General features: G+C 69.2%; 25 protein-coding genes. 13 read left to right on the top strand and 12 right to left on the bottom strand.

What is annotated here, in order from left to right; all coding sequences use genetic code 11:
• Positions 1-161: 161 nt before the first annotated feature.
• Complete coding sequence (locus CHC08_RS08900) at positions 162-1,040, bottom strand: helix-turn-helix domain-containing protein (protein ID WP_218825181.1); 879 nt, start codon at positions 1,038-1,040, stop codon at positions 162-164.
• 115 nt (positions 1,041-1,155) lie between these two features.
• On the opposite strand from CHC08_RS08900, the gene CHC08_RS08895 reads away from it, so the two are divergent.
• Complete coding sequence (locus CHC08_RS08895; RefSeq protein ID WP_089206700.1) at positions 1,156-1,854, top strand: SDR family NAD(P)-dependent oxidoreductase; 699 nt, start codon at positions 1,156-1,158, stop codon at positions 1,852-1,854.
• A gap of 103 nt (positions 1,855-1,957) precedes the next feature.
• On the opposite strand, the gene CHC08_RS08890 is transcribed toward CHC08_RS08895, so the two are convergent.
• Positions 1,958-2,416 carry a hypothetical protein gene (locus tag CHC08_RS08890; protein ID WP_089206699.1) on the bottom strand — a complete coding sequence of 153 codons (459 nt, stop codon included), beginning with the start codon at positions 2,414-2,416 and terminating at the stop codon, positions 1,958-1,960.
• A 246-nt stretch (positions 2,417-2,662) separates the two neighbouring features.
• On the opposite strand from CHC08_RS08890, the gene CHC08_RS08885 reads away from it, so the two are divergent.
• Positions 2,663-3,133 carry a hypothetical protein gene (locus CHC08_RS08885; protein ID WP_089206698.1) on the top strand — a complete coding sequence of 157 codons (471 nt, stop codon included), beginning with the start codon at positions 2,663-2,665 and terminating at the stop codon, positions 3,131-3,133.
• Here CHC08_RS08885 and CHC08_RS08880 read toward each other — a convergent pair.
• The 3 genes from CHC08_RS08880 to CHC08_RS08870 all read right to left on the bottom strand — a co-directional run bounded on the left by CHC08_RS08880 (position 3,103) and on the right by CHC08_RS08870 (position 5,351).
• Positions 3,103-3,876 (bottom strand): class I SAM-dependent methyltransferase, encoded by a 774-nt coding sequence (locus tag CHC08_RS08880; protein WP_089206794.1) that lies wholly within the window; start codon positions 3,874-3,876, stop codon positions 3,103-3,105. The two genes, CHC08_RS08885 and CHC08_RS08880, sit on opposite strands and share 31 nt — an antisense overlap.
• Positions 3,877-3,975: 99 nt before the next feature.
• The gene (locus CHC08_RS08875; protein WP_089206697.1) at positions 3,976-4,692 is read right to left on the bottom strand and encodes an SDR family oxidoreductase; all 717 of its coding nucleotides are present in this window, start codon (positions 4,690-4,692) and stop codon (positions 3,976-3,978) included.
• A gap of 143 nt (positions 4,693-4,835) precedes the next feature.
• A complete protein-coding gene (locus CHC08_RS08870) occupies positions 4,836-5,351 on the bottom strand; it encodes a CGNR zinc finger domain-containing protein (protein WP_089206793.1) in 516 nt (171 codons plus the stop codon).
• Positions 5,352-5,641: 290 nt separating this feature from the next.
• Between CHC08_RS08870 and CHC08_RS08865 the strand changes: the two genes are divergently transcribed.
• On the top strand, positions 5,642-6,502 hold the full coding sequence (locus tag CHC08_RS08865) for a DUF427 domain-containing protein (protein ID WP_089206696.1): 861 nt from the start codon (positions 5,642-5,644) through the stop codon (positions 6,500-6,502).
• Positions 6,503-6,726: 224 nt separating this feature from the next.
• The gene (locus tag CHC08_RS08860; RefSeq protein WP_089206695.1) at positions 6,727-7,443 is read left to right on the top strand and encodes an SDR family oxidoreductase; all 717 of its coding nucleotides are present in this window, start codon (positions 6,727-6,729) and stop codon (positions 7,441-7,443) included.
• A gap of 47 nt (positions 7,444-7,490) precedes the next feature.
• Here CHC08_RS08860 and CHC08_RS08855 read toward each other — a convergent pair whose 3' ends face one another.
• From CHC08_RS08855 to CHC08_RS48080, 6 genes are all read right to left on the bottom strand, one after another.
• Complete coding sequence (locus CHC08_RS08855; RefSeq protein ID WP_089206792.1) at positions 7,491-8,564, bottom strand: serine/threonine protein phosphatase; 1,074 nt, start codon at positions 8,562-8,564, stop codon at positions 7,491-7,493.
• 281 nt (positions 8,565-8,845) lie between these two features.
• Entirely contained in the window at positions 8,846-9,052 is a 207-nt protein-coding gene (locus CHC08_RS08850) for a ferredoxin (RefSeq protein WP_338055667.1), read from the bottom strand.
• 26 nt (positions 9,053-9,078) lie between these two features.
• The gene (locus CHC08_RS08845) at positions 9,079-9,630 is read right to left on the bottom strand and encodes an aromatic-ring-hydroxylating dioxygenase subunit beta (protein ID WP_218825179.1); all 552 of its coding nucleotides are present in this window, start codon (positions 9,628-9,630) and stop codon (positions 9,079-9,081) included.
• On the bottom strand, positions 9,627-10,916 hold the full coding sequence (locus CHC08_RS08840) for a Rieske 2Fe-2S domain-containing protein (protein WP_089206693.1): 1,290 nt from the start codon (positions 10,914-10,916) through the stop codon (positions 9,627-9,629). The genes CHC08_RS08845 and CHC08_RS08840 overlap by 4 nt, the downstream gene beginning before the upstream one ends.
• Positions 10,917-11,036: 120 nt before the next feature.
• Positions 11,037-12,209, bottom strand: coding sequence for an NAD(P)/FAD-dependent oxidoreductase (locus tag CHC08_RS08835; RefSeq protein WP_089206692.1), 1,173 nt, complete (start codon positions 12,207-12,209; stop codon positions 11,037-11,039).
• Between the two features lie 78 nt (positions 12,210-12,287).
• Positions 12,288-13,007, bottom strand: coding sequence for a GntR family transcriptional regulator (locus CHC08_RS48080; protein WP_179281956.1), 720 nt, complete (start codon positions 13,005-13,007; stop codon positions 12,288-12,290).
• Positions 13,008-13,061: 54 nt separating this feature from the next.
• Between CHC08_RS48080 and CHC08_RS08825 the strand changes: the two genes are divergently transcribed.
• From CHC08_RS08825 to CHC08_RS08785, 9 genes are all read left to right on the top strand, one after another.
• On the top strand, positions 13,062-13,823 hold the full coding sequence (locus CHC08_RS08825; protein ID WP_089206690.1) for an SDR family NAD(P)-dependent oxidoreductase: 762 nt from the start codon (positions 13,062-13,064) through the stop codon (positions 13,821-13,823).
• A 142-nt stretch (positions 13,824-13,965) separates the two neighbouring features.
• Positions 13,966-15,408 (top strand): MFS transporter, encoded by a 1,443-nt coding sequence (locus CHC08_RS08820; protein ID WP_179281955.1) that lies wholly within the window; start codon positions 13,966-13,968, stop codon positions 15,406-15,408.
• 27 nt (positions 15,409-15,435) lie between these two features.
• Entirely contained in the window at positions 15,436-16,026 is a 591-nt protein-coding gene (locus tag CHC08_RS08815; protein ID WP_218825178.1) for an amino acid synthesis family protein, read from the top strand.
• On the top strand, positions 16,023-17,240 hold the full coding sequence (locus CHC08_RS08810; RefSeq protein ID WP_089206688.1) for an amidohydrolase family protein: 1,218 nt from the start codon (positions 16,023-16,025) through the stop codon (positions 17,238-17,240). The genes CHC08_RS08815 and CHC08_RS08810 overlap by 4 nt, the downstream gene beginning before the upstream one ends.
• 80 nt (positions 17,241-17,320) lie before the next feature.
• A complete protein-coding gene (locus CHC08_RS08805) occupies positions 17,321-17,989 on the top strand; it encodes a DUF4286 family protein (protein WP_089206687.1) in 669 nt (222 codons plus the stop codon).
• 57 nt (positions 17,990-18,046) lie between these two features.
• Positions 18,047-19,063, top strand: a complete 1,017-nt coding sequence (locus tag CHC08_RS08800) for a dihydrodipicolinate synthase family protein (RefSeq protein ID WP_089206686.1) — start codon at positions 18,047-18,049, stop codon at positions 19,061-19,063.
• A 16-nt stretch (positions 19,064-19,079) separates the two neighbouring features.
• Positions 19,080-20,105 carry an ornithine cyclodeaminase family protein gene (locus tag CHC08_RS08795; protein WP_089206685.1) on the top strand — a complete coding sequence of 342 codons (1,026 nt, stop codon included), beginning with the start codon at positions 19,080-19,082 and terminating at the stop codon, positions 20,103-20,105.
• Positions 20,102-21,568, top strand: a complete 1,467-nt coding sequence (locus tag CHC08_RS08790; RefSeq protein ID WP_089206684.1) for an NAD-dependent succinate-semialdehyde dehydrogenase — start codon at positions 20,102-20,104, stop codon at positions 21,566-21,568. The genes CHC08_RS08795 and CHC08_RS08790 overlap by 4 nt, the downstream gene beginning before the upstream one ends.
• Positions 21,569-21,715: 147 nt before the next feature.
• Positions 21,716-22,609, top strand: a complete 894-nt coding sequence (locus CHC08_RS08785; RefSeq protein WP_179281954.1) for a VOC family protein — start codon at positions 21,716-21,718, stop codon at positions 22,607-22,609.
• Between the two features lie 392 nt (positions 22,610-23,001).
• Here CHC08_RS08785 and CHC08_RS08780 read toward each other — a convergent pair whose 3' ends face one another.
• A complete protein-coding gene (locus CHC08_RS08780) occupies positions 23,002-24,462 on the bottom strand; it encodes an SGNH/GDSL hydrolase family protein (protein WP_245878216.1) in 1,461 nt (486 codons plus the stop codon).
• Positions 24,463-25,008 lie beyond the last annotated feature (546 nt).

Here is a 25,008-nt window from a genome sequence, read left to right as displayed (position 1 = left end):
AGATCAACTTCACAGCGAAGGTTACTCTCCGTAGTCAACTTGCTGCGCCAGGCGTACCTGTGATCTTCGTGTCGCATGTCCTCGTCGCGGATCGTGCGCCGGGAGCGTCGCCCTCCGACTCACACACGGTGGCGTCGCGGGTCCTCCGGGCCACCCGTCTATCAGCGTATGAGCGAGCCGTCCGGGGTGGCCGGCGGACCGGCGACCACGGCGAGCCGCAGCTTGGTCTCGTCCGCGCTGCCGGGCACGGTGCTCATGATCACGATCTTGCACTCGGAGTCACCGTCGGCCAGTACGTCGCAGTCCACCGTGACCGTTCCCACCGAGGGGTGCTCGATCGTTTTGTGGTCCTCACGATGGGCGGCCACCGTACCGGCCGCCCAGAGTTCGGCGAACCGCCGGTTGCCCGTACTCAGGTCGTGAATCAGCTCTGCCAGGCGCGCGTCCCGAGGAAAGCGGCCGGTGGCGCGGCGCAGGTCGGACACGACGGCGGCGTCGGTGGTGTCCTTGTCCAGCTCGGTCACCGGCCATCGTGCGAGGCGAGCGGGGCCCGCGCCCACCGGGAACCTGTCACGGGCGAAATTGCGCAGCCGCCGTGGCGACGACGAGGGATCGCCCAGCAGCGCGGCCCAACCGCGGTTCCACCAGATCAGCTGCCAATCCGCCGCGAACACCGCGACCGCGACGTCTCCGAGCCGGGTGAGCACGCGGTGAACGCCGGGTGGGATGTGGTCGGAGATCGCGGTGTCCGCCGGCGGTATGAGGCGGGCCAGCCGGTACAGATGGTCCCGTTCGGTGACGGTCAGCTGCAGGGCACGCGCGAGGGACGCGACCACCTGGGCCGAGGGTGTCGTGGCCCGCCCCTGCTCCAGACGCACGACGTAGTCGACCGACACACCGGCGAGCTCGGCGAGCTCCTCCCGGCGTAGCCCGATCGCGCGGCGTGCCCGGCCCACCGGCAGCGCCGCGGCCGACGGGGGCAACCGCTCCCGCCAAGTACGGATCATCGCTCCCAGTCCGGCCCCGGGCGTCGTCGTCATGACATCCATCTTCCTGCATCCCCGGTCCTCGAACGCGAGATCGATGGTGGTACTGCTTCTCCTACCGTTGAGGCGTCCCTGGCCGGATGCCGCAGGTGAACCGAACAATGGCCATATGACAATCACCTTCATCACCGGAGCGAACAAGGGGCTTGGCCGCGAGACCGCCCGCCGTCTCGTCGAACTCGGTCACACCGTGCTGCTCGGGGCCCGCGACCCCGAGCGGGGCGCGCAGGCCGCCGCCACGCTCGGCGCGCGGTTCGTCCCCATCGACGTGACCGACGACGCGTCCGTCAGCGCCGCGGCCGCGAATGTCGCCGAGCACGAGGGCTCGATCGACGTTCTGATCAACAACGCCGGCATCCACGGCCCCGCCGGTGATCCCACCGCCCTAACCGGCGCCGACGCCCTCGGCGTCCTCGACGTCAACCTCGCCGGTGTGGTCCGGACGACCACCGCGTTCCTGCCGCTGCTGCGCCGGTCGTCAGACCCGGTCATCGTCAACGTCAGCAGTGGAACGGGCTCGCTCGCCCACACCCACGACCCGTCGCGACCCGAGTCCAGGGTGATCGCGCCGCTCTACACCGCCTCGAAGGCGGCGCTCACGATGCTGACCACCCAGTACGCCAAAGCGCTGCCGGACATCCGCGTCAACGCCGCCGATCCCGGTTACACGGCGACCGATCTCAACGGCCACAGCGGTCCCCAGACCGTCACCGAGGGCACGGACGCGATCGTCGGCCTGGCAACGGAAAAGCCCGGCGCGGGCTCCGGACGTTTTGTCGACCGAACCGGTGAGATCGCCTGGTCCTGATCCTGGGGACCGCCGGGAGCGGCGCCGGTCGAAGACCCCCGGCCGCCGCCACCGCTCTCCAAGGGCGCCGCCGACCTCGTCGGATGCTCCACCTCGACGTTGATCAAGCGCTGTCCGCTGGATTCTCCGCCGTTGTCACCGAGACCCCGTCATCGGGAGACGGCGGGCGCCGGTGCTCCCACCAGAGCGCGGCCCCGGTGACCACCGCGCCGACCCCCTCCCAGATGCCGACGCCGACGAACCGGGCGGGGGCGGCGCCGGTCACCACCAAGAGGGTGAAGACCGTGAACGTCAGCAGGCGGAACGGCACCGTCCACAGGAAGAAGGGCCGGTAGTCGGCGGCGGCGGCCAGGAGATAGTAGACGCCCATGTTCACCGCGGCCATCGAGGAGGCGGCGAGGTACACCTTCGTGTAGTCGCCGGGGTCACGCGTCTGCAGCACCTCGAAGCCGAGGAGGGCGAGCATGGTGTCCGGCGACACCAGGCCGACGACGCCGAGCGCCACGGCGAGGAAGCCGAAGACGGCCATCGTCCAGCCGGAGAGGGAACGAGGGAGTCGCATGGTGGATCCTCCGGATGCCAGATCAGCGATCATGTGGGGGGTGGCCTCTCAGCGATCTTAGGATTACCACATATGCCAGAAAGCACTACAGAGTGCACAAACACCTCAACCGGCTTCCCGCTCTGACACCTGCAAGTCGACGGTTACTTATTTGACCATTTCGGTCATTTGACGTCGGATCCTTCGGCAGAATGATCAACTGCTGATCCCCCGGTAAGCGGGGGACGGTTGAGATGGGATGGCTGAATGCGCGGGTCCACGAAGACGATCCTCCTCGCCGCGGCACTGTCGATCGGAGGGATCATCATCAACCCTGCGCAGGCGGCCGCCTCCGCCCTCACCCCGGAGCGGGTGTGCGGTTCCGGCTTCGCTCGGGTCTCCCACAGCAAGCAGGTCGCGAAGACCCCCTCCGGAGACGTGTTCGGTTACGTCTACCTGCTGTACAACCGCAGGACCGGCTACAACTGCGTCACCACGATCAAGACCTCGAATGTCGGCATCGCCACCTTCGCCTCGGCCACGATCACGACGCAGACGCGGGGGGCACACTCACGCACGGGCGGCAAGAACGAGGGGCGTCAGGTCAAGCACTACTTGGGTCCGCTGAAGACCTACGGCAAGGGCCGGTGCGTCAAGTACTCCGGCACGATCTGGGACGACGGGCGCGATGCCGCCGTCGCCACGGCTCACTGGAAGTCCTGGGGCAACTGCGGCTGAGCCGGGTCCGGCGGAACGCGGTAGACGGACACGTGAGAACGCGACTCGGCGGTGAAGTCGGCTCCGGCCCAGTCGGCATGCCGGGTCTCCAACGCGAATCCGGCCAGCTGAGCCATGAGGTCGAGCTCGGCCGGCCAGATGTAGCGGTGCGGGCTACGGACCAGCTGAGCCTGTTTGCTCTCACCGAAGCTGAAGTGGTGCGATACGACGTGCTGGCGCAGAACGTCGTAGGTGTCCAAGCCGATGTAGCCGGGCTCGCAGTGCCAGACCATGGCCTGCTGGCCCGGTGGAAGCTTGCGCAGCTCAGGCACCCAGAGCTCGATGACGAACCGGCCGCCGGGTGTGAGGTGGCGGGCGGCGTTGCGGAAGCACTCGACCTGCTCGGCCTGGGTGAGCAGGTTGGAGATCGTGTTGAAGACGAGGTAGACGAGCGTGTACTTCCCCGGGGCGAGGGCGGTCGCCATGTCGCCGGCGATCACCGGGATCGTCGCCTCGTCCACCTTCGTTCGCAGTTGGTCGATCATCGGGGATGACAGCTCGATGCCGGTGACGGGCACCCCTCGCCCGGCGAGCGGCACGGCCACGCGGCCGGTTCCGATGGCGAACTCGAGCGCCCGTCCGTCACCCGCGAGTTCGGCGAGGCGGTCCACGGCCGGCCCCAGGACCTCGGGCGCGAACATGCCGGTGCCCGGCGTGTCATAACCCTGGGCGGCGTCGACATCCCAGATCTCCTCCTGCTGCATGCCGCCAACGATGGTCGTGGACACAGGCGTTGTCCAACGATTTTGTGACCCGCGTGCAGCCGTATCACCGCCCGCGTCGTCGGTGGTCGCGGCGGTGCCTCAGGTCAGTGGTTCGCCGCCGTCGACGCGTAGGGTCACACCGGTGAGGAACGGGCTGGTCATGGCATACAGAACCGCGTCTGCGATGTCTTGCACGGTTCCGATGCGACGGGCCGGGTTCCGGGCGCGTAGATTGTCGAAGTAGGCGCGCTTACCCTCTTCGCCCAGTGAGTCCCAGATGCCGGTGTCGATCACGCCGGGCGAGATCGCGTTGACCCTGATCGGCCCCAGCTCCAGCGCCAGGGACCTGGCGAGGAAGTCCACCGCTCCGTTGGTGATCGCCACGCCGAGGTAGCCGACGACGGGCTTGAACGCCGCGACGCCGGAGAAGATCACGAAGGAACCGCCGTCGGCGATGCGCGGTGCGAAGTGCTTGGCGAGCATGACCGGCCCGATGACCTTGGTGTCGAAAGAGCGCCGCAGGGCTTCCCGGTCGAGGTCGGCCAGAATCCCCCGGGCGCGCGCCGAAGCGGTCGAGACGACGTGATCTACCTGGCCGAGCCGCTCCGCGAGCGTCGCGATGGTCGTGTCGTCATTGAGATCGACGGTCTCGGCCACGATCCCGGGATCGTCGTAGGCGGCCCCCAGCGTCGCCCGGTCGCGTCCGGCGACCACAACGCGAGCGCCTTCCTTGCGGGAGGCCAGTGTGATGGCACGGGCGATCCCGCTCCCCCGGCCGATGACAAGGACGGTGCGATTTTGCAGTGAGAGTGCCATGCCACATGCCTCTCTGTCCGCTTTTCTCCCCAAAGTCGATTTTATCAACCGGTTGACGAGCCGGATCTTTCCGGTGCGGAGCTCGCCGCCGAGCCTTCCGTGCGCCACGACCCTGAAACGGCCCGGTTCACGCCCGCCCAGAGTCAGCCGACCGGTGGCTGATGCGCCCGCCGGTAGTGCCGCCGGGCCTTCATCCTGTTCCCGCATACGGCCATGGAGCACCAGCGGGCCTTGTTCGTCTTGCTGCGGTCGAGCAGGAAAAGGCGGCACTCGTCGTTCGCGCACGGCCTCAGCCGTCCGGGCTTCGTCCTTTCCAGTGCGCTCCAGGAGAGAACGGCTCCGACCGCCGGCCCGCGCTCCGCCGGCACGTCGAGGGACCATTCCACCCCGTGCTCGGACATGACCGGACGGTAGCCGACGCCTTCGAGGAACGGCGCCAGAACGGTCGGCGGCCGTTCACCGCGGACGACCGACTGCAGCGCGTCCCGCGCCTGCCGCGTCGCGTCCCACTCCCCCTGCGACCCGACCCCCCCTCGCCGCCGGAGCCAGGCGCGGGCCTCAGCCGCGTCACCCAGGTGGTCCTGCTGGACGCCGTCGACGACCGGGGTGCTGTTGAGCAGGTCCAGCAGGGCGTCCTCTTCCGTCCGTGTTATCGCCATGAGCATTTCTAACCCCTTTCCGCCATTTGACAGGTTACACCTTCCTCTGCTTCAGTCTAACCAATGAAACGAACCGAAGGGGTTAGGTACGGGTGACCATCACCGTTGTGCGACCGTACGGGGCCGGCAGCCGTTCCACCGGCAGGCCGGACCGGCGATCGCGCGGCGGCACCGGCCTGTTCTCACGCTCTCGAGAGCAGGCCGCAGCCCTCAACAGGCAGAGGGGCCCTCCGCGCGAGCGGCCGAACCACCTCGACGCGGCGAAACATCGAACAGGAAGGGGAAAGATCATGGGTCTGTCATGGCAGCAAGGTCCGCTCGCGGCAGGCGCGATCGGGAGATTTCTGACTCCCGATCCGCTGCCGGAAAGACTGCTGTTCGCCGAGCGTCTTCGCCGGAGGTTGCGTGTCCGGTTCGGAGGCGAGTGGATCGCCGACAGTGAGGACGTGGTGCTGCTGCACGAGCCGGGCCGATATCCGGTGGCCTACTTCCACCTGGAAGACGTGAGGCCGGGTGTGCTTCAGCGGACCGACCGCGTCACACACCATCGCGACCTGGGCGCCACCTCCTGGTTCACGGTCCGCGAAGGAGACCACGAGGCGGAGCGCGCCGCGTGGCGGTACGTCGAGTTGCCCTCCCACGCCACGGAACTGGAGGGGCGGGTCGCTTTCGCGTGGCGTGCCATGGACGCGTTCTACGAGGAGGATGAGCGGATTCTGGGGCATGCGGCCGACGCCTACCATCGGATCGACATCCGCCGGACGTCACGAAAACTGGAGGTTCACGACGGCGACCGCGTCGTGGCCAGGTCGGCGCACCCGGTCGTCCTGTACGAATCCGGCTTCGCGCCTCGCTGGTACGTCCCCAGGACCGACATCGACGAGAGCCTGCTCACGCCGGTCGAGGGACAGACGTTCTGCCCCTACAAGGGGCTGGCCGCCTACTACGACATCGGCGACTCCCAGCGCGCCGCCTGGTCATACCAGGACGCCTACACCGAGGTGAGTCCCGTCTCCGGCATGGTCTCGTTCGAACCGGACAAGATCGCGGTGTTCCTTGACGGCAGGCGGCTGAAACTCGAACCCGGGCAGACCGTGCTACCCCACGGCGTCGACCGAGGTCTGGACGTCGACGAGGTCCGCACCCGCTGACCGCGGACCGCACCGCTCTTGTGCCACGGCAACGCCACAGACCATGGCGGCAGCGGGCGGCGCTCCACAAACGGTGGCCGCGCTCCGCAAACAGTGAGCGGGCGGCGCTCCACAAGCATTCGCAGAACCGTGCCAGAGCAAGCGAAAAGATTCATACCCGGAATGTGCCTGTTCGAGGGTGCGGCGACCTGTCCACACTTTCGGACAACCCGAAGGAGGACCGAATGTCAGCGAACCTGCAGGACAAGACCGTGCTCGTCGTCGGCCGCGGAAGCGGCATCGCCCGCGCGATCACCCTGGCGGCTCGGGCGGCCGGCGCCCGAGTCGTGGTCGCGGGACGCGACCGCGAGGCCCTGGCGGACGCCTACGACGACGCCGGTGTCACCGCCGAGGAGGTGGATCTCACCGACGAGAAGTCGATCGCTGCACTGGCCGAGCGGATCGGCGAAGTCGATCACGTGGTGTCAACCGCCTCGGCGCGGGCTCGGGGTCGCGTGGAAGACCTCACCCCGGACACCTTGATGCTGTCCTTCAGCACCAAGGTGATCGGGCCGATCATGCTGGCCAAGCACTTCGCGCCGCGGGTCCGTACGGGAGGATCCTTTGTCATCTTCTCCGGGTCGTCGGCTCTCAGGCCGACCGTCGGAACCCTGGGCGTCGCGGCCACCAACGGAGCCGTGGACGTCGTCACCAGAGCCCTCTCCCTGGAGCTCGCGCCCATCCGGGTCAACGCCATCTCACCCGGAACCGTCGACACCGGCGCCTGGGACGGGCTCGGCGAACAGAAGAAGGCAGAGCTGTTCAGGCAGCGCACCGCCCACAACCCCGCACGACGCATCGGAACGGCCGAGGACATCGCGGACGCCGTGCTGTTCGCGATGACCAGCACCTTCATGACCGGCGTGTCGTTGCCGATGGACGGCGGCGAACCCCTGGCCTGAGCGGCGACCAGAAGGAGACCGCCCAGGAACCACCGGCACGCAGCGGATCAGCGCATCGCGCCCAGGCCGCGTTCGACCTTCTCACCCGGGTACGGCGTCGTCCGATCGACGCCGTACAGATCCCAGTAGAAGTCGTTCAGGGCCGCCGCCACGGGTGCGTACCGGCGGATCACCGCGGCAACGGCCGGCGGAGCACCGGCGGGGTCCGCACCGGCCGCGCACGCGCGGACGTACTCGTTGCGCCGTGCCGGTCCGCCATCTTGTGGCACCCCCACCCCGCAGACGTTGGTGACGAGCCAGTTGACCAGCCGCATCAGCGCGTACCCCATGTCGTGGGTCCGGTTGCGCTCCAGGAATTCGATCTCCTGCTTGGACAGGTCGAACCGAGGGGAGGTCGCCAGTCCGAGGTCGGCGATGTACAGGCGTTCACCATCGGTGAGGATGTTGCCGAAGTGGCCGTCGAAGTGCATCAACTCCTGGTCGTTCATGAAGGCCACATCGGTGAGCAGGAACGACTCGACCATGGCGCTTGCCGCTATCGCGGCGTCCTGACCGGCGGCGAGCTGAGCGGCGAGCCAGGCGTCGAGGGTGTGGGGGATGAACTCCTGGAACAGCACGATGCCGGCCGAGGCGCCGGCAAGGGCGTGGAGACGGTCCCGTACCGCTGGTGATCCGTCCCAGTACTGCACGACCGCCTCGATGTCGGCGTGCTCCTCGGTGGGCGGCGGTGCGCCCGGCAGCACCCGCCAGTGGTACAGCAGCGGAAAGGCCGCGCTGCGCCCGGTCAGTACCCAATTGGTCGCCATGACGTTGGCCGCGAGTTCACGCCAGGCGCCGAAGCCCGGCCCGGCGACCTCGACGATTCCGTACTGGCAGATCGGAGGCACCCCGAACAGGTTCGCCGTGGACATCACGTTGTCCGCGCGACGCTCCAGGTCGGTCAGCGGTACCCGCTTCGCGAAGACCGGTACGCCGGCGACGTCCAGCAGCACCGAGGTGCCGCCTATCCCCGAGCCCAGAACCCGCGCCTGCTCCAGTGACTCGGCGAGCTGCCGGTCACTGCGCAACGCCAACGCGCTCGCCACCTCGCCGTACTTGCCGACACGCTCACCGTGAGACATGTCCACCTGTGTATCTCGCAGCTCCAACAGCAGGCACCCTTCATGATCGATTCGCCTGGTTAGACGCTACACCCGCGCGCCGACCGGTCGACTCGCCGCAGAACCAGGCAGCACGATCGGCCGCTGATCGCTGGTTTTCGTCGAGGAGCACCTCATCCCCGTCGATCGTTCGACGGCACCGGCCCCGCCCCGCCACCCATCTGGCTTCGGGGGTGGCGTGGGCGCGTTCTGTACGTCCGGCTTCTCCCGTCGCTCACGCGACGATCACGCTGGGATCGTGGTCAGCCCTCAAGGATGAGCGCCTGGACGGGACAGCTGCGGACGGCCTCTTCCACGACGGCCCGGAGATTCTCCGGAGGGTTCTCCTGGAGGATGATCGCGATGCCTGATTCCTCGTCCAGGTCGAAGACCTCGGGAGCCGTCAGCAGGCAGTTCGCATAGGCCTGGCAGTTCTGGGTGTCGAGTTTGACGTGCATGTGCTGGATCACTTTCAGAGTGCTGATCGGGAGTTGGCTCAGAAGAAGATCGCAAGGTTTTTCGTGCCGAGGGTCGACTGGTCGAGGATCACGCGGCGGCGGGCGATGGCGATCCGATCGGCCTCCAGCCTCAGCAGGTCATGCCGCTCTCCGGAGATCAGGTCATGGGTGCCGCGGTCGCCGCGGCTGCGGTAGAGCAGCAGGTAGCTGCGTATGGCGAGCTCGCCTTCCCGCTCGCCCCAGGCGACCCTGACGTTCGTGACGAACCGCCGGGTGAAGGAAGGCGGGTCCTCCGCCCAGGCGACGTTGGTGCCGAGACGGCGGACCCGCAGGCCGAGGCTCGCCCTGTTCTCGTCGAAGTGGAAGATGTCGTCCACCACGTCGGGATTGCCGATGCGACGGGTGATCCGTACGGGGACGCGATACTCCACGTCGTCGGTGAACAGCGCCAGCCACTCGTCGAAGCGGCGGGAGTCGAGCAGCTCGGCCTCGTCGATGAGGAAGTCCTGCACCGCCAGCCGTACCTCGAACGGCACCGGGCCGGCAGGCTGGAACGCGGCCAGGAGGCCGGGATCGATCACCGCGGTCACTTCTCCTCCCCCGCTACCGTGTCGAGCCAGCGGCGGTAGAAGGAGCGGGCCGCCGCCTCGTTGAACTTGCCGTCATAGACGGTGCCGAGGCCGGGGAAGTCCTTCATCGGCTCGCGATCGAGCCCCATTCCGTAGTGCAGCACAACCGGTTCCTCCAGGGTGAGCGCCACCTGGGAGTTGCGCGTCTGCGCCTCCCAGTTCTCCGTGTCGTCCTGCTCCAGCATTCCGGAGGTGCCGAAGGTCTGAACGTAGGCTTTGCGTCCCAGCTCCTTCCACCACTGGGGCGCCTGCTTCTCCACCAGGTGCCAGGACCACGCCTGGATGCGGTCCGGTCCGATCGGTTGCCACTGCCGCAGCGTCATGCCGGTGACCCGGCGCCCGCCGAACTCGATGACGTTGGGAATCAGGAAGGACAGGTTCGGGAAGACGTTGCCGTGAAAGTTCTTGATCCGATCCAGCAACGCGAGCTGGTCCGCGGAGAGGTTTCGCTCATACTCCGGGCGGAGTTCGGCCGGATACCACGGTCCGTCCTCCTGCACCCCGATGCCCAGTCCGTGGCCGTTGCCGGCGTCGACGTGATAACCGACGCGACCGAAGTCCACCCCGCTGACCAGGCCGAGCTTGGCCAGAAAGGCGTGCGTCGTGGCGGTGTGGTAGGCGTCGGAGGCGAAGTTCTCCGCGGGGAGCTTCCAGGCGGTCGGAACGATCCAACGCTGCGGCGTGCCGACGACCTCGAACTCGGCCCTGCCGACCAGGATGTCGAGATACCACGCCATGGAGCCGAGGAAATCGACAAGCGGCTCGGAGGCCTGGTTCCACGTGGCGAAGATCAGCCCCTTGTAGGACTCGCTGCGGGCCTCGAGGAGCCGGAGCGCGTCGCGTTCGAGCCCTTCGGTGTAGGCGAACCGCTGGTACGGAGCTCCGAGGAACGAGCCGTCGTTGCGGAAGGTGAAACCGTGGTACGGACAACGCCAGGACGGGCCGTTGCCCATGTCCTCGCATGCGAGCTTCATGCCGCGGTGCCGGCAGGAGTTGAGGAACACCCGCACCGTGCCGTCGTCACCGCGTGAGACGATCACGTTGGCCTCGCCCATGTCGCGGACGACGAAGTCGCCGGGAGCGGGGATCTCCGATTCGTGCGCGACGAAGAGCCAGGTCCGCCCGAACAATCGCTGCATCTCCAGCCGGTAGACGTCCGGGTCGGTGTGTATGTATGCCGGGATCAGGCCTTCTTCCGGCAGAACGGTCTGGTGGAGTCGCTCAGCGGTCTCCGGGAGAGTTGTCATATCAGTCGCCTGCAGTCATAGATGTCGAAAAGTGTATTCAGGTTTATCGCATCTGCCGGGTGCTACTGAAACGCGGTCGCGTCACCCGTCCATTCCACTCATGACCCCCTCCGTCCCAGCTCACAGGGCCGGAACACGTTGTGGGTGGGTCAGCCGGCGCCGATAGGCCAGCAGCGCGCGCGGCGCTCCCGCGACGACCGCCCCGACGAGCTCACCCGTTCGGAAGAACTCCGCGACAAAACGATCGCCCGCCGGATCTCCCTCGATCACCCTGGTTTCGTCGGCGAGCGCGGGGAGGCCGACCCCTTGCAGCCGGATGCCGAACTGGTCGCTCCAGAACGAGGGGACGGGAGCGCACGGCCCCGCCGCGGTCCCGTGCAGCAGCCGCCGGGCCGCGATCACCGCCTGTTCCGCGGCGTTCGTCCAGTGTTCGAGGCGTAACGGTGCGCCACCGAACGCCGGGTGCGGCCAGCGGGCCACGTCGCCGGCGGCGACCACCCCGGGCAGGCCGACGACGCCGAGCCCGGCGTCGCAGATCAGCCCGTTGTCGAGCGAGGCTCCCGAGTCGCGCAGCCATCCGGTCGCCGGCACCGCGCCTACCGCCACGACGAGCACGTCCGCCGGAAGCGTCCGGCCGTCACCGAGGACGACCTCTTGCACGCGGTCGTGGCCGCGTACTTCGGTGACGGTCGCCGGATGCACCACGGTGACCCCGTGGTCGGCGGCGCGAGCGGCCGCGCCCGCTGAGAGCGGGCCGAGAGCGCGGGCGAGCAGGGGATCCGCGGTGACCAGCGTGACGTCGAGGCCGAGCGTTCGGCAGCTGGACGCCACCTCGGTCCCGATGAAGCCGCCGCCGAGGATCACGACCGAGGGCCTGCCCGCCAGCTCCCGCCTCAGCGTGATCGCATCGTCGAGAGTACGCAGCGTGATGACTCCGGCGAGGCCTTCCGGCACGGCGGGGAGACGCCGGGCCGTCGCCCCCGTGGCGACGACGAGCCCGTCATAGGGAACGCGTCGCCCACCGTCGAGCAGGACTTCCCGGTCGGCGGCGTGGAGGGCGACGGCGCGCTCGCCGAGGCGCCATTCGACCGCGAGATCAGGCCGCTGCCGCAGGGTCACCGCAGACAGGTCGGTCGCTCCGGTCAGCAGTCCTTTCGACAGCGGCGGGCGATCGTAGGGCGGGTGCACCTCATCACCGATCACCACGATCCGGCCGTCGTATCCTTCCCCGCGCAACGCTTCCACGGCGCGGAGTCCGGCCAGAGACGCGCCGACCACCACTACGGAATCCATGTGGAAACTGTAGACACTTATGGGTGAGGTTGGCAACGGTGCCCCCGCACGCAAAGGGGGTCACCCTCCGCAAGGCACTCAGCCCGCCGGCTCCACGATGGCCTTGGGGCGCTGGTTGCGATACATCCGTACGGCCTCGTCACGGGTGTGCAGGATGTGCTGCTCGACCTCGCGCCGGGCGGAGGCGACGTCGCCGTTGCGGACGTATTCGAGGATCCGCTCGTGCTCCCGCGTCGCCTCGGCGTTGCGGTGGATCCCCTGCCCCTCGCTCCACATCCGCAGGTAACGCTCGGCCCGCCCGCGCAGCTGATTCGCCAGCTCGAGCGCCGTCGTCGCATCGGAGGGTTCGTACAGCACCTGGTGGAACTCCGCGTTGAGGGACAGCCACGCGTTGTGGTCCAGCGGCTCGTGCATGAGCTCGATGAAACCGGCGAGCTGGGCGATGACCTTCTCGTCGATGTTCGGCATGGCTTTTTCCACCAGGTAGCCCTCGATCATCGCTCGGAGGTCGAAGATCTCCATGACCCTCTCCAAGGTCAGGCGACGGACGATCGGACGGCGGTGCGCCTCGGCGCTGAGCAGCCCCTCCGCCTGGAGTTGCCGCATCGCCTCCCGCACCGGCACCCGCGAGACGCCGAAATGCTCGGCGACCGCGACCTGGTTGAGGATCGCGCCGTCTTCCAGCGATCCCTCGTAGATCGCCTCTCGGAGCACGGCGACGATGTAGTCCGGTGCCGTCCGGCGTTGCTGGAGCTCTTCGCTGACCCTCAGGGGGAGGACGGTCTTCTTTCTCACCACGGAACTTAGTGTATACAGCTTGGCAGTTATCGTGAGAGAAATGAGGGTTCCGGGATGACGGATCTCGAAGACGGCAGTGGCCTGACAGTACCGCTTTCCGATGGCGTGGCGATCGTCACGGGCGGGTCGGGCGGCATCGGCGGGGGCGTGGTCGCGGCGCTGAGCGGGCGCGGTGTCCGGACCGCCGTGCTCGACCTCGCCGCGTCCGGCTCCTCCGGACCCGGCGGTGCGGCGCTCACCCTGGACTGCGACGTGCGCGACCCGGCGGCCGTCGCGGCGGCGGTGGCCCGGGTGAGCGCCGAGCTCGGCCCCATCGGATATCTGGTCTGTGCCGCCGGGGTGGTCTCGGAGGCGCCCGTGACCGAGCTGGACCCGGCGGAGTTCAGGCGGGTGGTCGAGATCTCGCTGTACGGGACCTTCCACGCGCTGCGGGCCGTCCTCCCGCACATGGTCACCCGCGGCCGGGGCAGCGTCGTCGCGATGTCCACCGGCTGGGCGACCAAGGGATATCCGAACGGCGCCCACTACGCCGCCGCCAAGGCGGGGGTGGAGGCCCTGGTGAAATCGGCGGCCCTGGAGGTCGCCGCCGCCGGGGTACGGGTGAACGCGGTCGCCCCCGGGCCGGTGGAGACGCCGATGCTCACCGACTTCCCCGACTACCGCGCCCGCGCCGCGGACCGGGCGCGGGCGATTCCGATGGGGCGGGTGGGCGAGGTCGGCGACGTCGTCGGCCCGGTCATGTTCCTCCTCGGACAGGACAGCGAATACATGACGGGCCAGGTCGTCCAGGTCAACGGCGGCCTGCTGATGCCCTGACGACGCAGAGGTCTTCCCGCAAGGCCTTCGGGGACGGGGGCATCCATACGAGTGCAAACTGCCCATTGACGCGACCTAAAAAGTGGATACAGTTTCCGTAATTCAGAACATGCTTCGGTGCCCGTCACCCCCTGGAGGGTCAATGGCCACGATGGCTTCCCCGTCCCCTGTCCCCTCATCCCCCTCGGTCACCGAGTCGAACGGCAACGCCGCGGTCGGCGTGCTGTCGTATCTCGGCTTCACCGTCCTGCTCCTCCAGGTGGGCATCGTTCCGATGCTGCCCGCCATCGGCAGGCAACTCGGCCTCTCCCCCGGCGACGTGGCCTGGGTGCTCACCGCCGAGCTCCTGGCGGGCGCGATCGGTCTCGCCGTCTTCACGCGGCTGGCCGACCTGCTCGGAAAGCGCCGCATCATGGTCGTCTGCCTGAGCCTGGCGCTGGTGGGGGCGCTGCTCGGCGCGCTGACCCACGACATCGTCATGCTCTTCGTCGCGCGAGCGCTGATGGGCGCCCAGGCGCCGATGCTCGCCCTGCCCGAGGCGATCGCCAACGACACGATGCACCCGAAGCGCGCCCGCCGGACCATCGTCACGATCCACGCGGGCAACAGCGTGGGTGTGGCCGGCGGCCTGCTGGTCGGCGGGCTGGTCGGGGGCGTCGGACACGACTACCACGTCTACTTCTGGCTGGCCGCGGTGACGCTGGCACTGGGCCTGGCGAGCACGCTGCTGGTGCTGCGTGAGTCTCCGTACCGGGCGGAGGGCGGGTTCGACCTGCCGGGCGCGCTGCTGCTCGGGTTGAGCCTGGTGAGCTTCCTGCTGGGCACCAGCAAGGGCCCGACCTGGGGCTGGAGCTCCCCCGAGGTCCTCGTCCTGATCATCGGCGGGCTGGTCCTCCTCGGCCTGTGGGTGCTGGTGGAACGACGCTCCACGCACCCGCTCGTCGACCTGACGGTGATCACGCACGCGGCGACCCGCCTGCCCACCCTGGTCGTCTTCCTGATCGCGTTCGGCATCTACGGAGCGATCTCGGCGGTCACCCGGTTCGCACAGACCAACCCGCAGGTGGCGGGGTACGGCTTCGGGTGGACCCCGCTCCAGGCCTGCCTGTTCGCCATACCGGTGGGGATCGGCGGGCTGGCCGCGGCGTGGGCGCTCCAGCCGATCGGCAGACGGATCGGCTTCGCCGGCGCCGCCTCGGTGAGCGTGCTGTGCTGCAGCGTCGCCTACTTCGCGCTGGCCGCGACACACAGCATTCCCGCCACGATGATGGTGAGCCTGGCCATCTACGCGCTCGGCAACACGATGGGACTCGCCGCCGCGCAGATCATCGTGCTCCAGGCCGTACCGCCGTCCCAGTCGGGAGTCGCGCTCGGGGTGACGGCCATCCTGTACGCGGTCGGCAACTCCCTGGGCAGCACCGTCGTCGGGGTGTTCTTCTCCACGAACACGTTGCCCGGAACCCAGCTCCCGGCGAGCGGCACCTACACCGCCGCCTTCCTGGTCTGCGGGGCCTGTACCACCCTGGCCGCCCTGCTGGCCTGGCGCGTGAAGCGGGTCCCGGTCGGCGAGCTCGGAACGCTTTAGTAGAGTAAGTGAATACAGTTTATAGTTTTGATCGAGAAGGCAGGAAAGATGGAGCTGCACGTCCGTAAGTGGCTGACGGTCGTCGAAGAGATCGCGGACGACGGAGGACCACAGGTGAATCCGCCGCTGCGCAAGGCCGCCGTGGCCGCGGTGATCGCCAACCCGTACGCGGGCCGCTGGTCGGAGACGCTGGACGAGCTCACCGAGCCGTCCGGCAAACTGGCCGTCGAGCTCGTCACCCGGGCCAAGGAGGCGCTCGGCGTCGAGGCGGAGAGCTGCGGCAAGGGCGCCATCGTCGGAGTCTCGGGCGAGCAGGAGCACGGCGTCGCCTGCCTGACGACCCCGTTCGGCGACGCGCTGCGGGACGGGATCGGCGGCAACACCTGGGTCACCTCCAACACCAAGGTCGCCGCCGCCGGAACGACGATCGACATCCCGCTGGCCTACAAGAAGGCACTGTTCGTCCGCGAGTTCTACGACACCGTCACGGTGTCCGTGCCCGACGGCCCCCGGCCTGACGAGATCGTCGTCATCGTGGCCCTGGCCAGCCGTGGCCGCGTGCACAGCCGCCTCGGCGGGCTGGCCAAGGCCGACGCCAAGGGGGACGGCCTGCAATGACGGGATCCGAGGTGGAGGTCGCGGAGGGAGGGCGCACCGCGATCGTCAACATCGGCGACTCCCATGCCGGAGACCTCGCCGGCTCTCCCATCGACGGTGACGCGATCATCTGTCAGGACGGCCTGATCACCTGGATCGGGCCGACCGCCCAGGTCGACTCGGACAGCTGCGAGGTCGTCCTGGACGCGGCCGGCGCCGCGGTCGTCCCGGGGCTCATCGACTCCCACGTGCACGTGACCTTCGGCGACTACACGCCGCGGCAGCGGACCGTCGGTTTCCTGGAGAGCTATCTGCACGGCGGAATGACCCGGGCGATCAGCGCCAGCGAGGTGCACGTGCCGGGCCGGCCGACCGACGTCGTGGGAGTCAAGGCGCTGGCCATCGCCGCGCAGCGCTGCTTCCGTGACTACCGGCCGGGGGGCGTCACCGTCCACGCCGGTTCGGTGATCCTGGAGCCCGGGCTCACCGCCGACGACTTCGCCGAGCTGGCCGCGGCCGGCGTCGGGCTGGCGAAGGGCGGGTTCGGCGCCTTCGACGGTCCTCGCGGTTACGTGCCGGTGGTGCGCGCCGCCCGCGAGGCGGGCCTCATCGTCATGGTCCACACCGGCGGCGGATCCATCCGCGGCAGCCTCGAACTCATCGACGCGGACGCGCTGCTGGAGATGCGGCCGAACGTGCTCGGCCACGTCAACGGTGGCCCGACGGCCCTGTCCCCCGCGGAGAACGAGGCGCTGGTCACCCACGGCCACGGCATGGCCCTCCAGCTCGTCCAGGCCGGCAACCTGCGCTCCGCGATCCACATCAGCGAGCTGGCGTTGGAGGCCGGCTGCCCGGAGCGGCTGCTCATCGCCTCCGACACCCCCACCGGTACCGGGGTGATCCCGCTCGCGCTGCTGCGCACCATGGCCGAGCTGGTCTCCCTGGGCCCGCTCGACCCCGCGCAGGCGGTGGCGGCGGCGACCGGGAACGTCGCGGCGACCTACCGGCTCGACGCGGGCCGTATCGAGGTGGGCCGTCCCGCCGACCTGGTCGTCATCGACGCTCCGCTGGGGTCCCGGGCCTCCGACTGGCGCGGCGCGCTGAAGCTCGGCGACCTGCCCGCCGTCGCCTCGGTGATCACCCAGGGCGAGGTCCGCTTCGTACGGAGCCGCAACACCCCGCCACCCCAGCGACTCGTACGCCTGTCGGCGGGCGTGTCCCGACCGCTTCCCTGATCGCGGAAACCGTGATCGCAGAAATCCGTGGCCGCAGATCCGTAGCCGCGGAGACCCGTGATCGCAGAAAGGAGAGAGCCGTGAAAGGCCTGCTGTTCTCGCAGATGGAACCGCCTCCCGGGCAGGAGGACGACTTCCACGACTGGTACGAGACCGAGCACATTCCCGTACGCCTGGCCCTGCCGGGTTTCTCCGCGGCCGTTCGCTACGAGGCGCTCGAAGGAGAGCCGCGCTTTCTCGCGTGCTACTTCATCGACGACCTGGCCGCGCTGGAAACGCCCGGCTACCAGCGGCTCAAGACCGACCCCGGCGAGCGGACCGCGCGAATGCTCGGCAGCGTCCGGGGTTTCACCCGCCACATATGCGAAGAGATCTCGGACACCGGGGAGAACACCGAACCGTCCGGCTACCTCTGGGCGGTCGCCTTCACCGTGCCCGAGGAGGCGCGGCCGGAGTTCGAGGGCTGGTACGGCGAGGAGCACGTTCCGATGCTCATGAAGGCCGACGGCTGGCTGCGGGTGCGCAGATATGCGGTCCGCCCCGGCAGCGCCGGCCCCGAATGGACCCATATCGCGCTGCACGAACTGCGAGACCTGTCCGTTCTGGACGCCCCGGAGCGGGCCGCGGCCCGCGACACTCCCCGCCGGGCGGCCCTCGCCGCGCAGGACTGGTTCGGTCACTCCGGGCGCTGGCTGTACCGCGCCATCCACGCCGCCGGTGACGCCCGCGTGGACGTGCCCGCCTCTTGATCCGTCCCGCGTGGACGTACGCGCCTCTTAATCCGTTTCGATGAAAGGACTGTCGTAGTGAGCCTCCCCTACACCAGGGCCGAAGTGAAGGACCGGGCCCGCACCGAATGGCGCGGCCTGTGCAACGTGACGCTGCCGTCCTTCACCTCCGATTTCAGCACCCTCAACGCCGCGGGCATCGCGCACGATGTGCGTCTCGCCGCGCAGTACGGGTTCTGGGGCACGCTGGTCGCCTCCGAGAGCGGCACCACGCTGGAGGAGTATCTCCGCTTCATGGAGATCGCGGCCGAGGCCGCGCCCGAGCGCTTCCGGCTCGTCGCCCACCTGAGCTTCTCCACCGTCGAGGAGGAGCTGATCGCCGCCAAGGCGGCCGAGGCGCTGGGCTACGAGGCCGCGCTGCTGTCGTACCCGCCCGGCTTCCGGCCCGGCTCGGCCTCCGACATCGTGGACCACACGAAGTACGTGGCCGAGCGCACCGATCTGGCGCTGATCATGTTCGCGGTGATGACCTGGGGATTCTCTCCGCTGCATCCGTCGGGTTTCCCGCCGGAGGCGATCGAGGAGATCGCCCGGATCGACACCGCCGCCGCCCTGAAGTACGAGGGGGGCGGCTCGGCCTCGATGACGGCCTTCGCCGACATCCACCGCCGGGTCGGCGACCGGCTGATCGTGGAGAACCCGATGGAGCAGAACCTCCCCGCGCTGGTGGAGAAGTTCGGCGTTCCGTGGTTCGGCACCAGCGCGTACGAGTCCTTCGGCGACCGGGTGCCCCGCGTCTACGAGCTGGCCTCGGCCGGCAAGTACGACGAGGCGATGGACGTCTTCTGGTCCTACCAGGCGGCACGGGCGGCCAAGGGCGCGTTCCACGCGAGCTTCGCGGGGGCGGGGCTCATCCACCGGGTGGGCTGGAAGTACCTCGGCTGGCTGCAGGGCTTCAACGGCGGCCTGCTGCGCATGCCGCAGATGCGGCTGAACCCCGGCCAGATGAAGTCGCTGCGCGCCGGGCTCGCGGCCTCCGGATTCGAACTGCCCACCGGTGACGAAGACTTCTACCTCGGTCGCAACCCGGCCTGAACCAGGAAGACAACAGATGACCCTGCATTTGTCCGCGCACGACATCCGCGAGCTGGCCACCGACGACGTGGTGCTGGCGGCCGCCCGCTCCGTGCTCGACGCGGAATCCCTCGGGCGCACCGAGCTGCCGCCCCGCATCGACGTCCCCAGCGGCTCGGGCTTCCTGCGGGTCATGCCCGCGGTCCTCGGCGACGTCATGGGAGTGAAGGTCATGACCCTCGCCGAGGGCCTTGGCACCCGATACCTCGTCCTGCTGTACGAGGTGGCCTCGGGGCGCCTGCTCGGCCTGTTCGACGCCGATGAGCTGACCCGGTTGCGTACCGCCGCCTACACGGTGGTGGCCGGCGAGCTGCTCGGCGCCGACGGCCACCAGCAGGTCGGGCTGGTCGGCTCGGGTTTCGAGGCGACGGGGCACCTGCGGCTCATGGCACGCCGCTGGCCGGTGAAGCAGGTGCTCGTGTACAGCAGGTCGGCGACGCGGCGCGCCGAGTTCGCCGCCCGCATGACCGAGGAGCTGCAGATCGACGTACGGGCGGTGGACACCGTACGCGAGGCGACCGGCACTCCCCTGGTCGTGCTGGCCACCAAGTCCCGGGAGCCGGTCGTGAACGGGGCGGATCTGGCCCCGGGCGCCGTGGTGCTGTCGATCGGTTCCACCCGTCCTGACCTGCGCGAGCTCGATCGCGCCACGCTGGCCCGAGCGGGTACCCTGCTCGTAGACGATGACCGCCAGGTCCGTCTGGAGTCCGGCGACGTGATCGACGCGATCACGCACGGCGCGCTGCCCACCGGTCGCATCGTGCCCGCGGCCCGCGCGGCCGCCGATACGGGTGCCGTACGCCGGGACGATGATCGCGATCTGCTCGTGTTCAAATCGGTCGGCACCGCGTTGCAGGACCTGTCGCTGGCTCGCAGCCTGCTCAGCGCGGCCGGCGCCCGCGGAACCGGGCGCGAGCTCGATGAGATCTGCGAGCTGAAACCGTTCGCGGGCGCCGCTGCGACGCCGGCCGCCCGTGCGACCCTGGAGGGGACCCCATCATGAGCACAGACGTCACCCCCGAGCGGGTGCTGGCCGAGATCCCGACCCGGTTGCGGATCGGGGACGGCTGGCGGGAGGCCACCGGCGGGCGGACCTTCCCCGTCGCCAACCCGGCCGACGGCACCGACCTCGCCTCGGTCGCCGACGCCACCGCGGCCGACGGCCTGGCCGCGCTCGACGCCGCGGTGGCCGCCCAGGCCTCGTGGGCGGCCACCCCTCCGCGGGAACGCGGCGAGATCCTGCGCCGCGCGTTCGAGGAGATCCATGCCAGGCGCGAGGAGCTGGCCCTGCTCATCACGCTGGAGATGGGCAAGCCGCTGGCGGACGCGTACGCCGAGATCGACTACGGCGCCGAGTTCTTCCGCTGGTTCGCCGAAGAGGCGGTTCGCATCGACGGTGGGTACACGGTCTCGCCGAACGGCCGGGGGCGGATTCTCGTCATGCGGCAGCCGGTGGGGCCGAGCCTGCTCGTCACCCCGTGGAACTTCCCGCTCGCCATGGCCACGCGGAAGATCGGCCCGGCCCTCGCGGCCGGCTGCACCGTCGTGGTCAAGCCCGCCGAGCAGACCCCACTCACCACGCTCGCGCTGGCCGCGATCCTGGAAGGCTGCGGCGTTCCCGCCGGGGTGGTCAACGTCGTCACCACGTCGGACCCCGCCGCGGTCGTCGGCTCGCTGCTGAAGGACTCGCGGCTGCGCAAGCTGTCGTTCACCGGCTCCACCGAGGTGGGAAGGCTCCTGCTGTCGCAGGCGGCCGGGGGCGTTCTCCGTACGTCGATGGAGCTGGGCGGGAACGCCCCCTTCCTGGTGTTCGCCGACGCTGACCTGGACGCCGCGGTCGAGGGAGCCCTCCTGGCCAAGCTGCGCAACATGGGAGAGGCCTGCACCGCGGCCAACCGGTTCTACGTGCAACGCCCGGTCGCCGCGGAGTTCGCCGACCGGCTCGCCAAACGGATGGCGGAGCTCCGCGTGGCTCCCGGACTCGCCGAGGGCAGCCAGATCGGCCCGCTGATCGACGAGGCCGGCCGCCAGAAGGTCGGCACACTGGTGGATGACGCGGTCCGCAAGGGTGCGCGGGTGCTGACCGGCGGTGCCCCCCTCGACGGCCCCGGATATTTCTATCCCCCCACGGTGCTCGCCGATGTCCCCGGCACGGCCGATCTGCTCACGCAGGAGATCTTCGGGCCGGTGGCCCCTGTGCTGGCCTTCGACACCGAACAGGAGGCGGTCGCGCTCGCCAACACCACGGAGTACGGCCTGGTGGCGTACCTGTACACCCGCGACCTGGGCCGGGCGCTGCGTACGGCCGAGGCCCTGGAGACCGGAATGATCGGGCTCAATCAGGGGGTCGTCTCCAACGCCGCGGCGCCGTTCGGCGGGGTGAAGCAGTCGGGCCTCGGCCGGGAGGGCGGCCGGGTCGGCATCGACGAATACCTGGAGACCAAGTACGTCGCGATCGCCGTCTGAGGTCGCCGTCCGAGATCGCCGTTCAAGAGGAACACCGATCGATGTCCGAGAGGGGCGCCAGTCGATGCCCGAGCAGAGCACCAGTCGATATTCGAGAGGACAGCTGATGTCCGGTAGAAGCGGTGATCGATGCCTGAGAGGAGCGGCATGAGCCCCGACCACGAGAGCACCCTCCCGATCCGGCTGGGCTCGGTCACCGTGGCCGTGCCCGACCCGGCGGCGACCGCGGCCTTCCTCCGTGACGGCCTGGGGTTCCACGTCACGCCGCGCGGCGACGGCGGCATGAACGCGACAACCTCGGGAGAGTACGCGCAGCCCGCTCCCGGCCGCTATCTCACCCTCCTGCCGGGGGACGCGACCGAACTGCGGGAGATCACCTTCGATGTGACGGACGGCTACCCGTTCGAAGAGCTCGAACGCCGGGCCGCTTCGTACGGGCTGGACGCAGGCCGGCTGCGGCCGGACGCGGACGGCGGTGCCGGAGTCGCCGTCGTCGACACGTCCGGGCTGCGGCTGGTCTGCCGCCCGGCGGGGCCGCCCATCGCGACGCCGCTGCCCGCCGCTCCGCTGAGGCCACGGCGGCTCGGCCACATCAACGTCAAGGTGCCGGACGCTCCGGCGACGGCGGCGCTCATCTCCGGCATGCTGGACCTGAAGCTGTCGGAGCAGATCGGGACGGGCCTGTTCTTCTTCCGGGTCGGCACGGAACATCACAACTTCGGGGTCAGGGGCGGATCGGTCCGCCCTGACGCGCACCATCTGGCCTTCGAGGTCGCCGGCTGGGACAGCTACCGCGTGCTCTGCGACCATCTCGCCGATCTCGGCCACAAGGTCGAGTACGGCCCGGGCCGGCACGGCCCCGGTCACAACCTTTTTGTCTACCTACGCGATCCCTCATCCGGACTGCGCCTGGAGCTGTACAGCGATATGGCGCACATCCACGACGAGGCCTCCTACACTCCGCCGCGCTGGGAGATGAGCGACCGGGGCAACACGGTCAACCGGTGGGGCCCGGCACCCCCGGAGAGTTTCCTCGAGTGACCCCGGCGGGGCGGCGCGAAGCCTGAAAAAGCCCTGGGCCGACGCGGCCCAGGGCTGACCCGATGATTTTTCCTGCACGGTTCACGGACGCCATGCCTGGATGATCCGGCTCAGCCCCTCCTCCACGTCGGGATGGGCGGGCATCGTCAGCATCGCCTGCCTGATCGATACGGCCGACCGGCTTCGACTCCCATCGAACTGTCTTTTGCACGCCCGTGTCGCCGGAAGGCACGCACCGAGGCGGCGGCACGGTACGGCCGGCATCGGGGAGCCGTGCCGGTCCAGGCGGGGGTCGCCTGGACCGGCACGGAATTGAGACTGGTTCCGGGTTGTGCCCTGGTCCACCTCTGGGTGGCCTGGCCGTTGCGGGTGGCGATGGTCACGGTGCTGGTTCAGTTGAAGCCGAAGCCTCGCGGAAGCGGCTCGTCCTTGAACAGGCGGGTGGGGACGGCGTCGGCGAGTGCCTTGTAGCCGGCCGGATTGAGGTGCAGGTGATCGCCGACGTCGTAGGCGGGCAGCAGTTGCCGGGGGTTGGCCGGGTCGCGGGTCGTCCTGTCGAAGTCGATCACGGCGTCGAACCGGCGGCTGGTGCGGATCCACTGGTTGACCGTCTGCCGGGCCGCTTCCCTGTATCCCTGGGCGTCGTCGTATGCCGTGTTGGCGCCGAACGGCGTCAGCGTCGCGCCGTACACCCGGATGCCCTGCGTGTGGGCTCGGGTGATCATCTGGTCGTAGGCGGCGATCAGGTCGGCCGCGACCTTCTTCTGGGCGACTTCTGTGGCCTCGGCGGTGCCGATGTCGTTGACGCCCTCGAAGAGGATCTGCCACTTCACCCCGCTCTGCACGAGGACATCGCGATCCAGCCGTGCGAGGGCGTTGGGGCCGAGCCCGTCGTTGAGTACGCGGTTGCCGCCGGCCGCCTGGTTCAGGATCGCGATCTGGCCGGTGGAGGAGTGGGACTGCAACCGGTCGAGCAGCTGGTCGGGCCACCGGTTGTTCATGTTGGTGGTGGAGCCCCGGCCGTCGGTGAGCGAGTCGCCGACGATGGCCGCTGCCGCGGTGGTGTGCTTGGACCACACCTCCAGGGCGCTGAGGAAGTACCAGTGATCGGCGGAGGTCGCCCCGGGCAGGTCCCCGGCGTCGACGTGGTCACCGGACAGCAGGTACGAGGTGGTCCGGGAGCCGGGGTGGGAGGTGATGGCGTTGGAGTTCTGCCCTTCCGCCAGGTAGATCGTCACCGTGAGGTTCGACCGGGGGGCCAGCTCGAAGTTCAGCGGATCGGAGACGGCCTGCGCCCCGACCGGGATGACCACGCCGGGCTGCCCGTGGAAGGTCACCGGCTGGGAGGTGCCGGGCTTGATGGCGCTGACACCGGCCTGGCCCCCGGCCGGGAGCGCCACCGAGATCCGGGTGATGGGCAGGGCCGTGCCGCCGAAGGCGTTGGAGAAGCGCAGCCGCATCTGCCGTCCACCGGTGGAGGTGTGGATCGTCTGCCGCAACGTGCTGTCGGCCAGGACCAGGTTGTCCTGGGTGAACGGGGCCGGTGGCATGTTGCCCGGCTCGGTCAGCTGCGGCATCGACACCCAGGTGCCGACCCAGTGCCCGTCCATCTTCGGGGTCACCGGGGCGGCGGACCCGGGCGTCCCGGGACCGCCCTTCGCGCCCATGGCCCCGAGCGCGGGGGACGCCGCGGTGACGGCGACCGCGACGGTCGCCACGGCCGCCATCCTGAGCACCAGGGAAGTGCCCTGCGAGATCGATGCCACCGTGAACGGCTCGGACCTGCTCGGCCTACGGCCGCCGCGGCGAAGGCCGGCCCAGGCCGTGAGCAACAGGGGCATGAGGCGTGTCATCAAAAGGTCTCCCATGGGCACGGGTACTGACGGGGGGTGTTCGAGATCTTTTGTCGTGTCTTCGGAGCCGTTTCACGGCCGCACAGCCGTAGCGATCAACCTGGCGACGCCTTCCGCCACCTCCGGACGGGTTCCCCGAAGGATCGGATCGCGGACGCCCGGCACCGTGAGCCCTCCCGTGGTCGACGTTGGCGGACCGTACGGCGGCAGGTGGAGCTGGGTCTGGGTGAGCAGACCGAGCTTCCACGACGAACTGTTGTGGTTGCCTCCGGCGTTGGGGTCGAGACTCTGGTAATCGAGTCGTCCAGCGGCATCACTCGCACTCCGCCGTTGGACTCGGCACCGGTCACACGGGGAACGAGCACGGTTGCCAGGACGGGCGACGGTCCAGCAGCCAGGCCACCGAGCAGGCGCGTCAATCTCGCCATGGAATTACCCGTTCCCTCCACCCGCGCAGGGAGCGCGGACGATCGACGTGCTGGTGATGATCAAGCTGTGCGTAAACGGCAACAGAGCAGGTCAGGGCGTTGTTCGCGTTACCGTCTC

The sequence above is a fragment of the Streptosporangium subroseum genome (genome assembly GCF_900188345.1).
In the GTDB taxonomy this organism is placed as follows: Bacteria; Actinomycetota; Actinomycetes; order Streptosporangiales; family Streptosporangiaceae; genus Streptosporangium; species Streptosporangium subroseum.
This window is presented reverse-complemented; position numbering and strand designations above follow the sequence as displayed.

What these genes read in the sequence shown, in the direction of transcription:
- CHC08_RS08900 (WP_218825181.1), bottom strand. Translation starts at nt 1,040, where the DNA reads ATGACGACGACGCCCGGGGCCGGACTGGGAGCGATGATCCGTACTTGG.
- CHC08_RS08895 (WP_089206700.1), top strand. Translation starts at nt 1,156, where the DNA reads ATGACAATCACCTTCATCACCGGAGCGAACAAGGGGCTTGGCCGCGAG.
- CHC08_RS08890 (WP_089206699.1), bottom strand. Translation starts at nt 2,416, where the DNA reads ATGCGACTCCCTCGTTCCCTCTCCGGCTGGACGATGGCCGTCTTCGGC.
- CHC08_RS08885 (WP_089206698.1), top strand. Translation starts at nt 2,663, where the DNA reads ATGCGCGGGTCCACGAAGACGATCCTCCTCGCCGCGGCACTGTCGATC.
- CHC08_RS08880 (WP_089206794.1), bottom strand. Translation starts at nt 3,876, where the DNA reads ATGCAGCAGGAGGAGATCTGGGATGTCGACGCCGCCCAGGGTTATGAC.
- CHC08_RS08875 (WP_089206697.1), bottom strand. Translation starts at nt 4,692, where the DNA reads ATGGCACTCTCACTGCAAAATCGCACCGTCCTTGTCATCGGCCGGGGG.
- CHC08_RS08870 (WP_089206793.1), bottom strand. Translation starts at nt 5,351, where the DNA reads ATGGCGATAACACGGACGGAAGAGGACGCCCTGCTGGACCTGCTCAAC.
- CHC08_RS08865 (WP_089206696.1), top strand. Translation starts at nt 5,642, where the DNA reads ATGGGTCTGTCATGGCAGCAAGGTCCGCTCGCGGCAGGCGCGATCGGG.
- CHC08_RS08860 (WP_089206695.1), top strand. Translation starts at nt 6,727, where the DNA reads ATGTCAGCGAACCTGCAGGACAAGACCGTGCTCGTCGTCGGCCGCGGA.
- CHC08_RS08855 (WP_089206792.1), bottom strand. Translation starts at nt 8,564, where the DNA reads ATGTCTCACGGTGAGCGTGTCGGCAAGTACGGCGAGGTGGCGAGCGCG.
- CHC08_RS08840 (WP_089206693.1), bottom strand. Translation starts at nt 10,916, where the DNA reads ATGACAACTCTCCCGGAGACCGCTGAGCGACTCCACCAGACCGTTCTG.
- CHC08_RS08835 (WP_089206692.1), bottom strand. Translation starts at nt 12,209, where the DNA reads ATGGATTCCGTAGTGGTGGTCGGCGCGTCTCTGGCCGGACTCCGCGCC.
- CHC08_RS08825 (WP_089206690.1), top strand. Translation starts at nt 13,062, where the DNA reads ATGACGGATCTCGAAGACGGCAGTGGCCTGACAGTACCGCTTTCCGAT.
- CHC08_RS08820 (WP_179281955.1), top strand. Translation starts at nt 13,966, where the DNA reads ATGGCCACGATGGCTTCCCCGTCCCCTGTCCCCTCATCCCCCTCGGTC.
- CHC08_RS08810 (WP_089206688.1), top strand. Translation starts at nt 16,023, where the DNA reads ATGACGGGATCCGAGGTGGAGGTCGCGGAGGGAGGGCGCACCGCGATC.
- CHC08_RS08795 (WP_089206685.1), top strand. Translation starts at nt 19,080, where the DNA reads ATGACCCTGCATTTGTCCGCGCACGACATCCGCGAGCTGGCCACCGAC.
- CHC08_RS08790 (WP_089206684.1), top strand. Translation starts at nt 20,102, where the DNA reads ATGAGCACAGACGTCACCCCCGAGCGGGTGCTGGCCGAGATCCCGACC.
- CHC08_RS08785 (WP_179281954.1), top strand. Translation starts at nt 21,716, where the DNA reads ATGAGCCCCGACCACGAGAGCACCCTCCCGATCCGGCTGGGCTCGGTC.
- CHC08_RS08780 (WP_245878216.1), bottom strand. Translation starts at nt 24,462, where the DNA reads ATGACACGCCTCATGCCCCTGTTGCTCACGGCCTGGGCCGGCCTTCGC.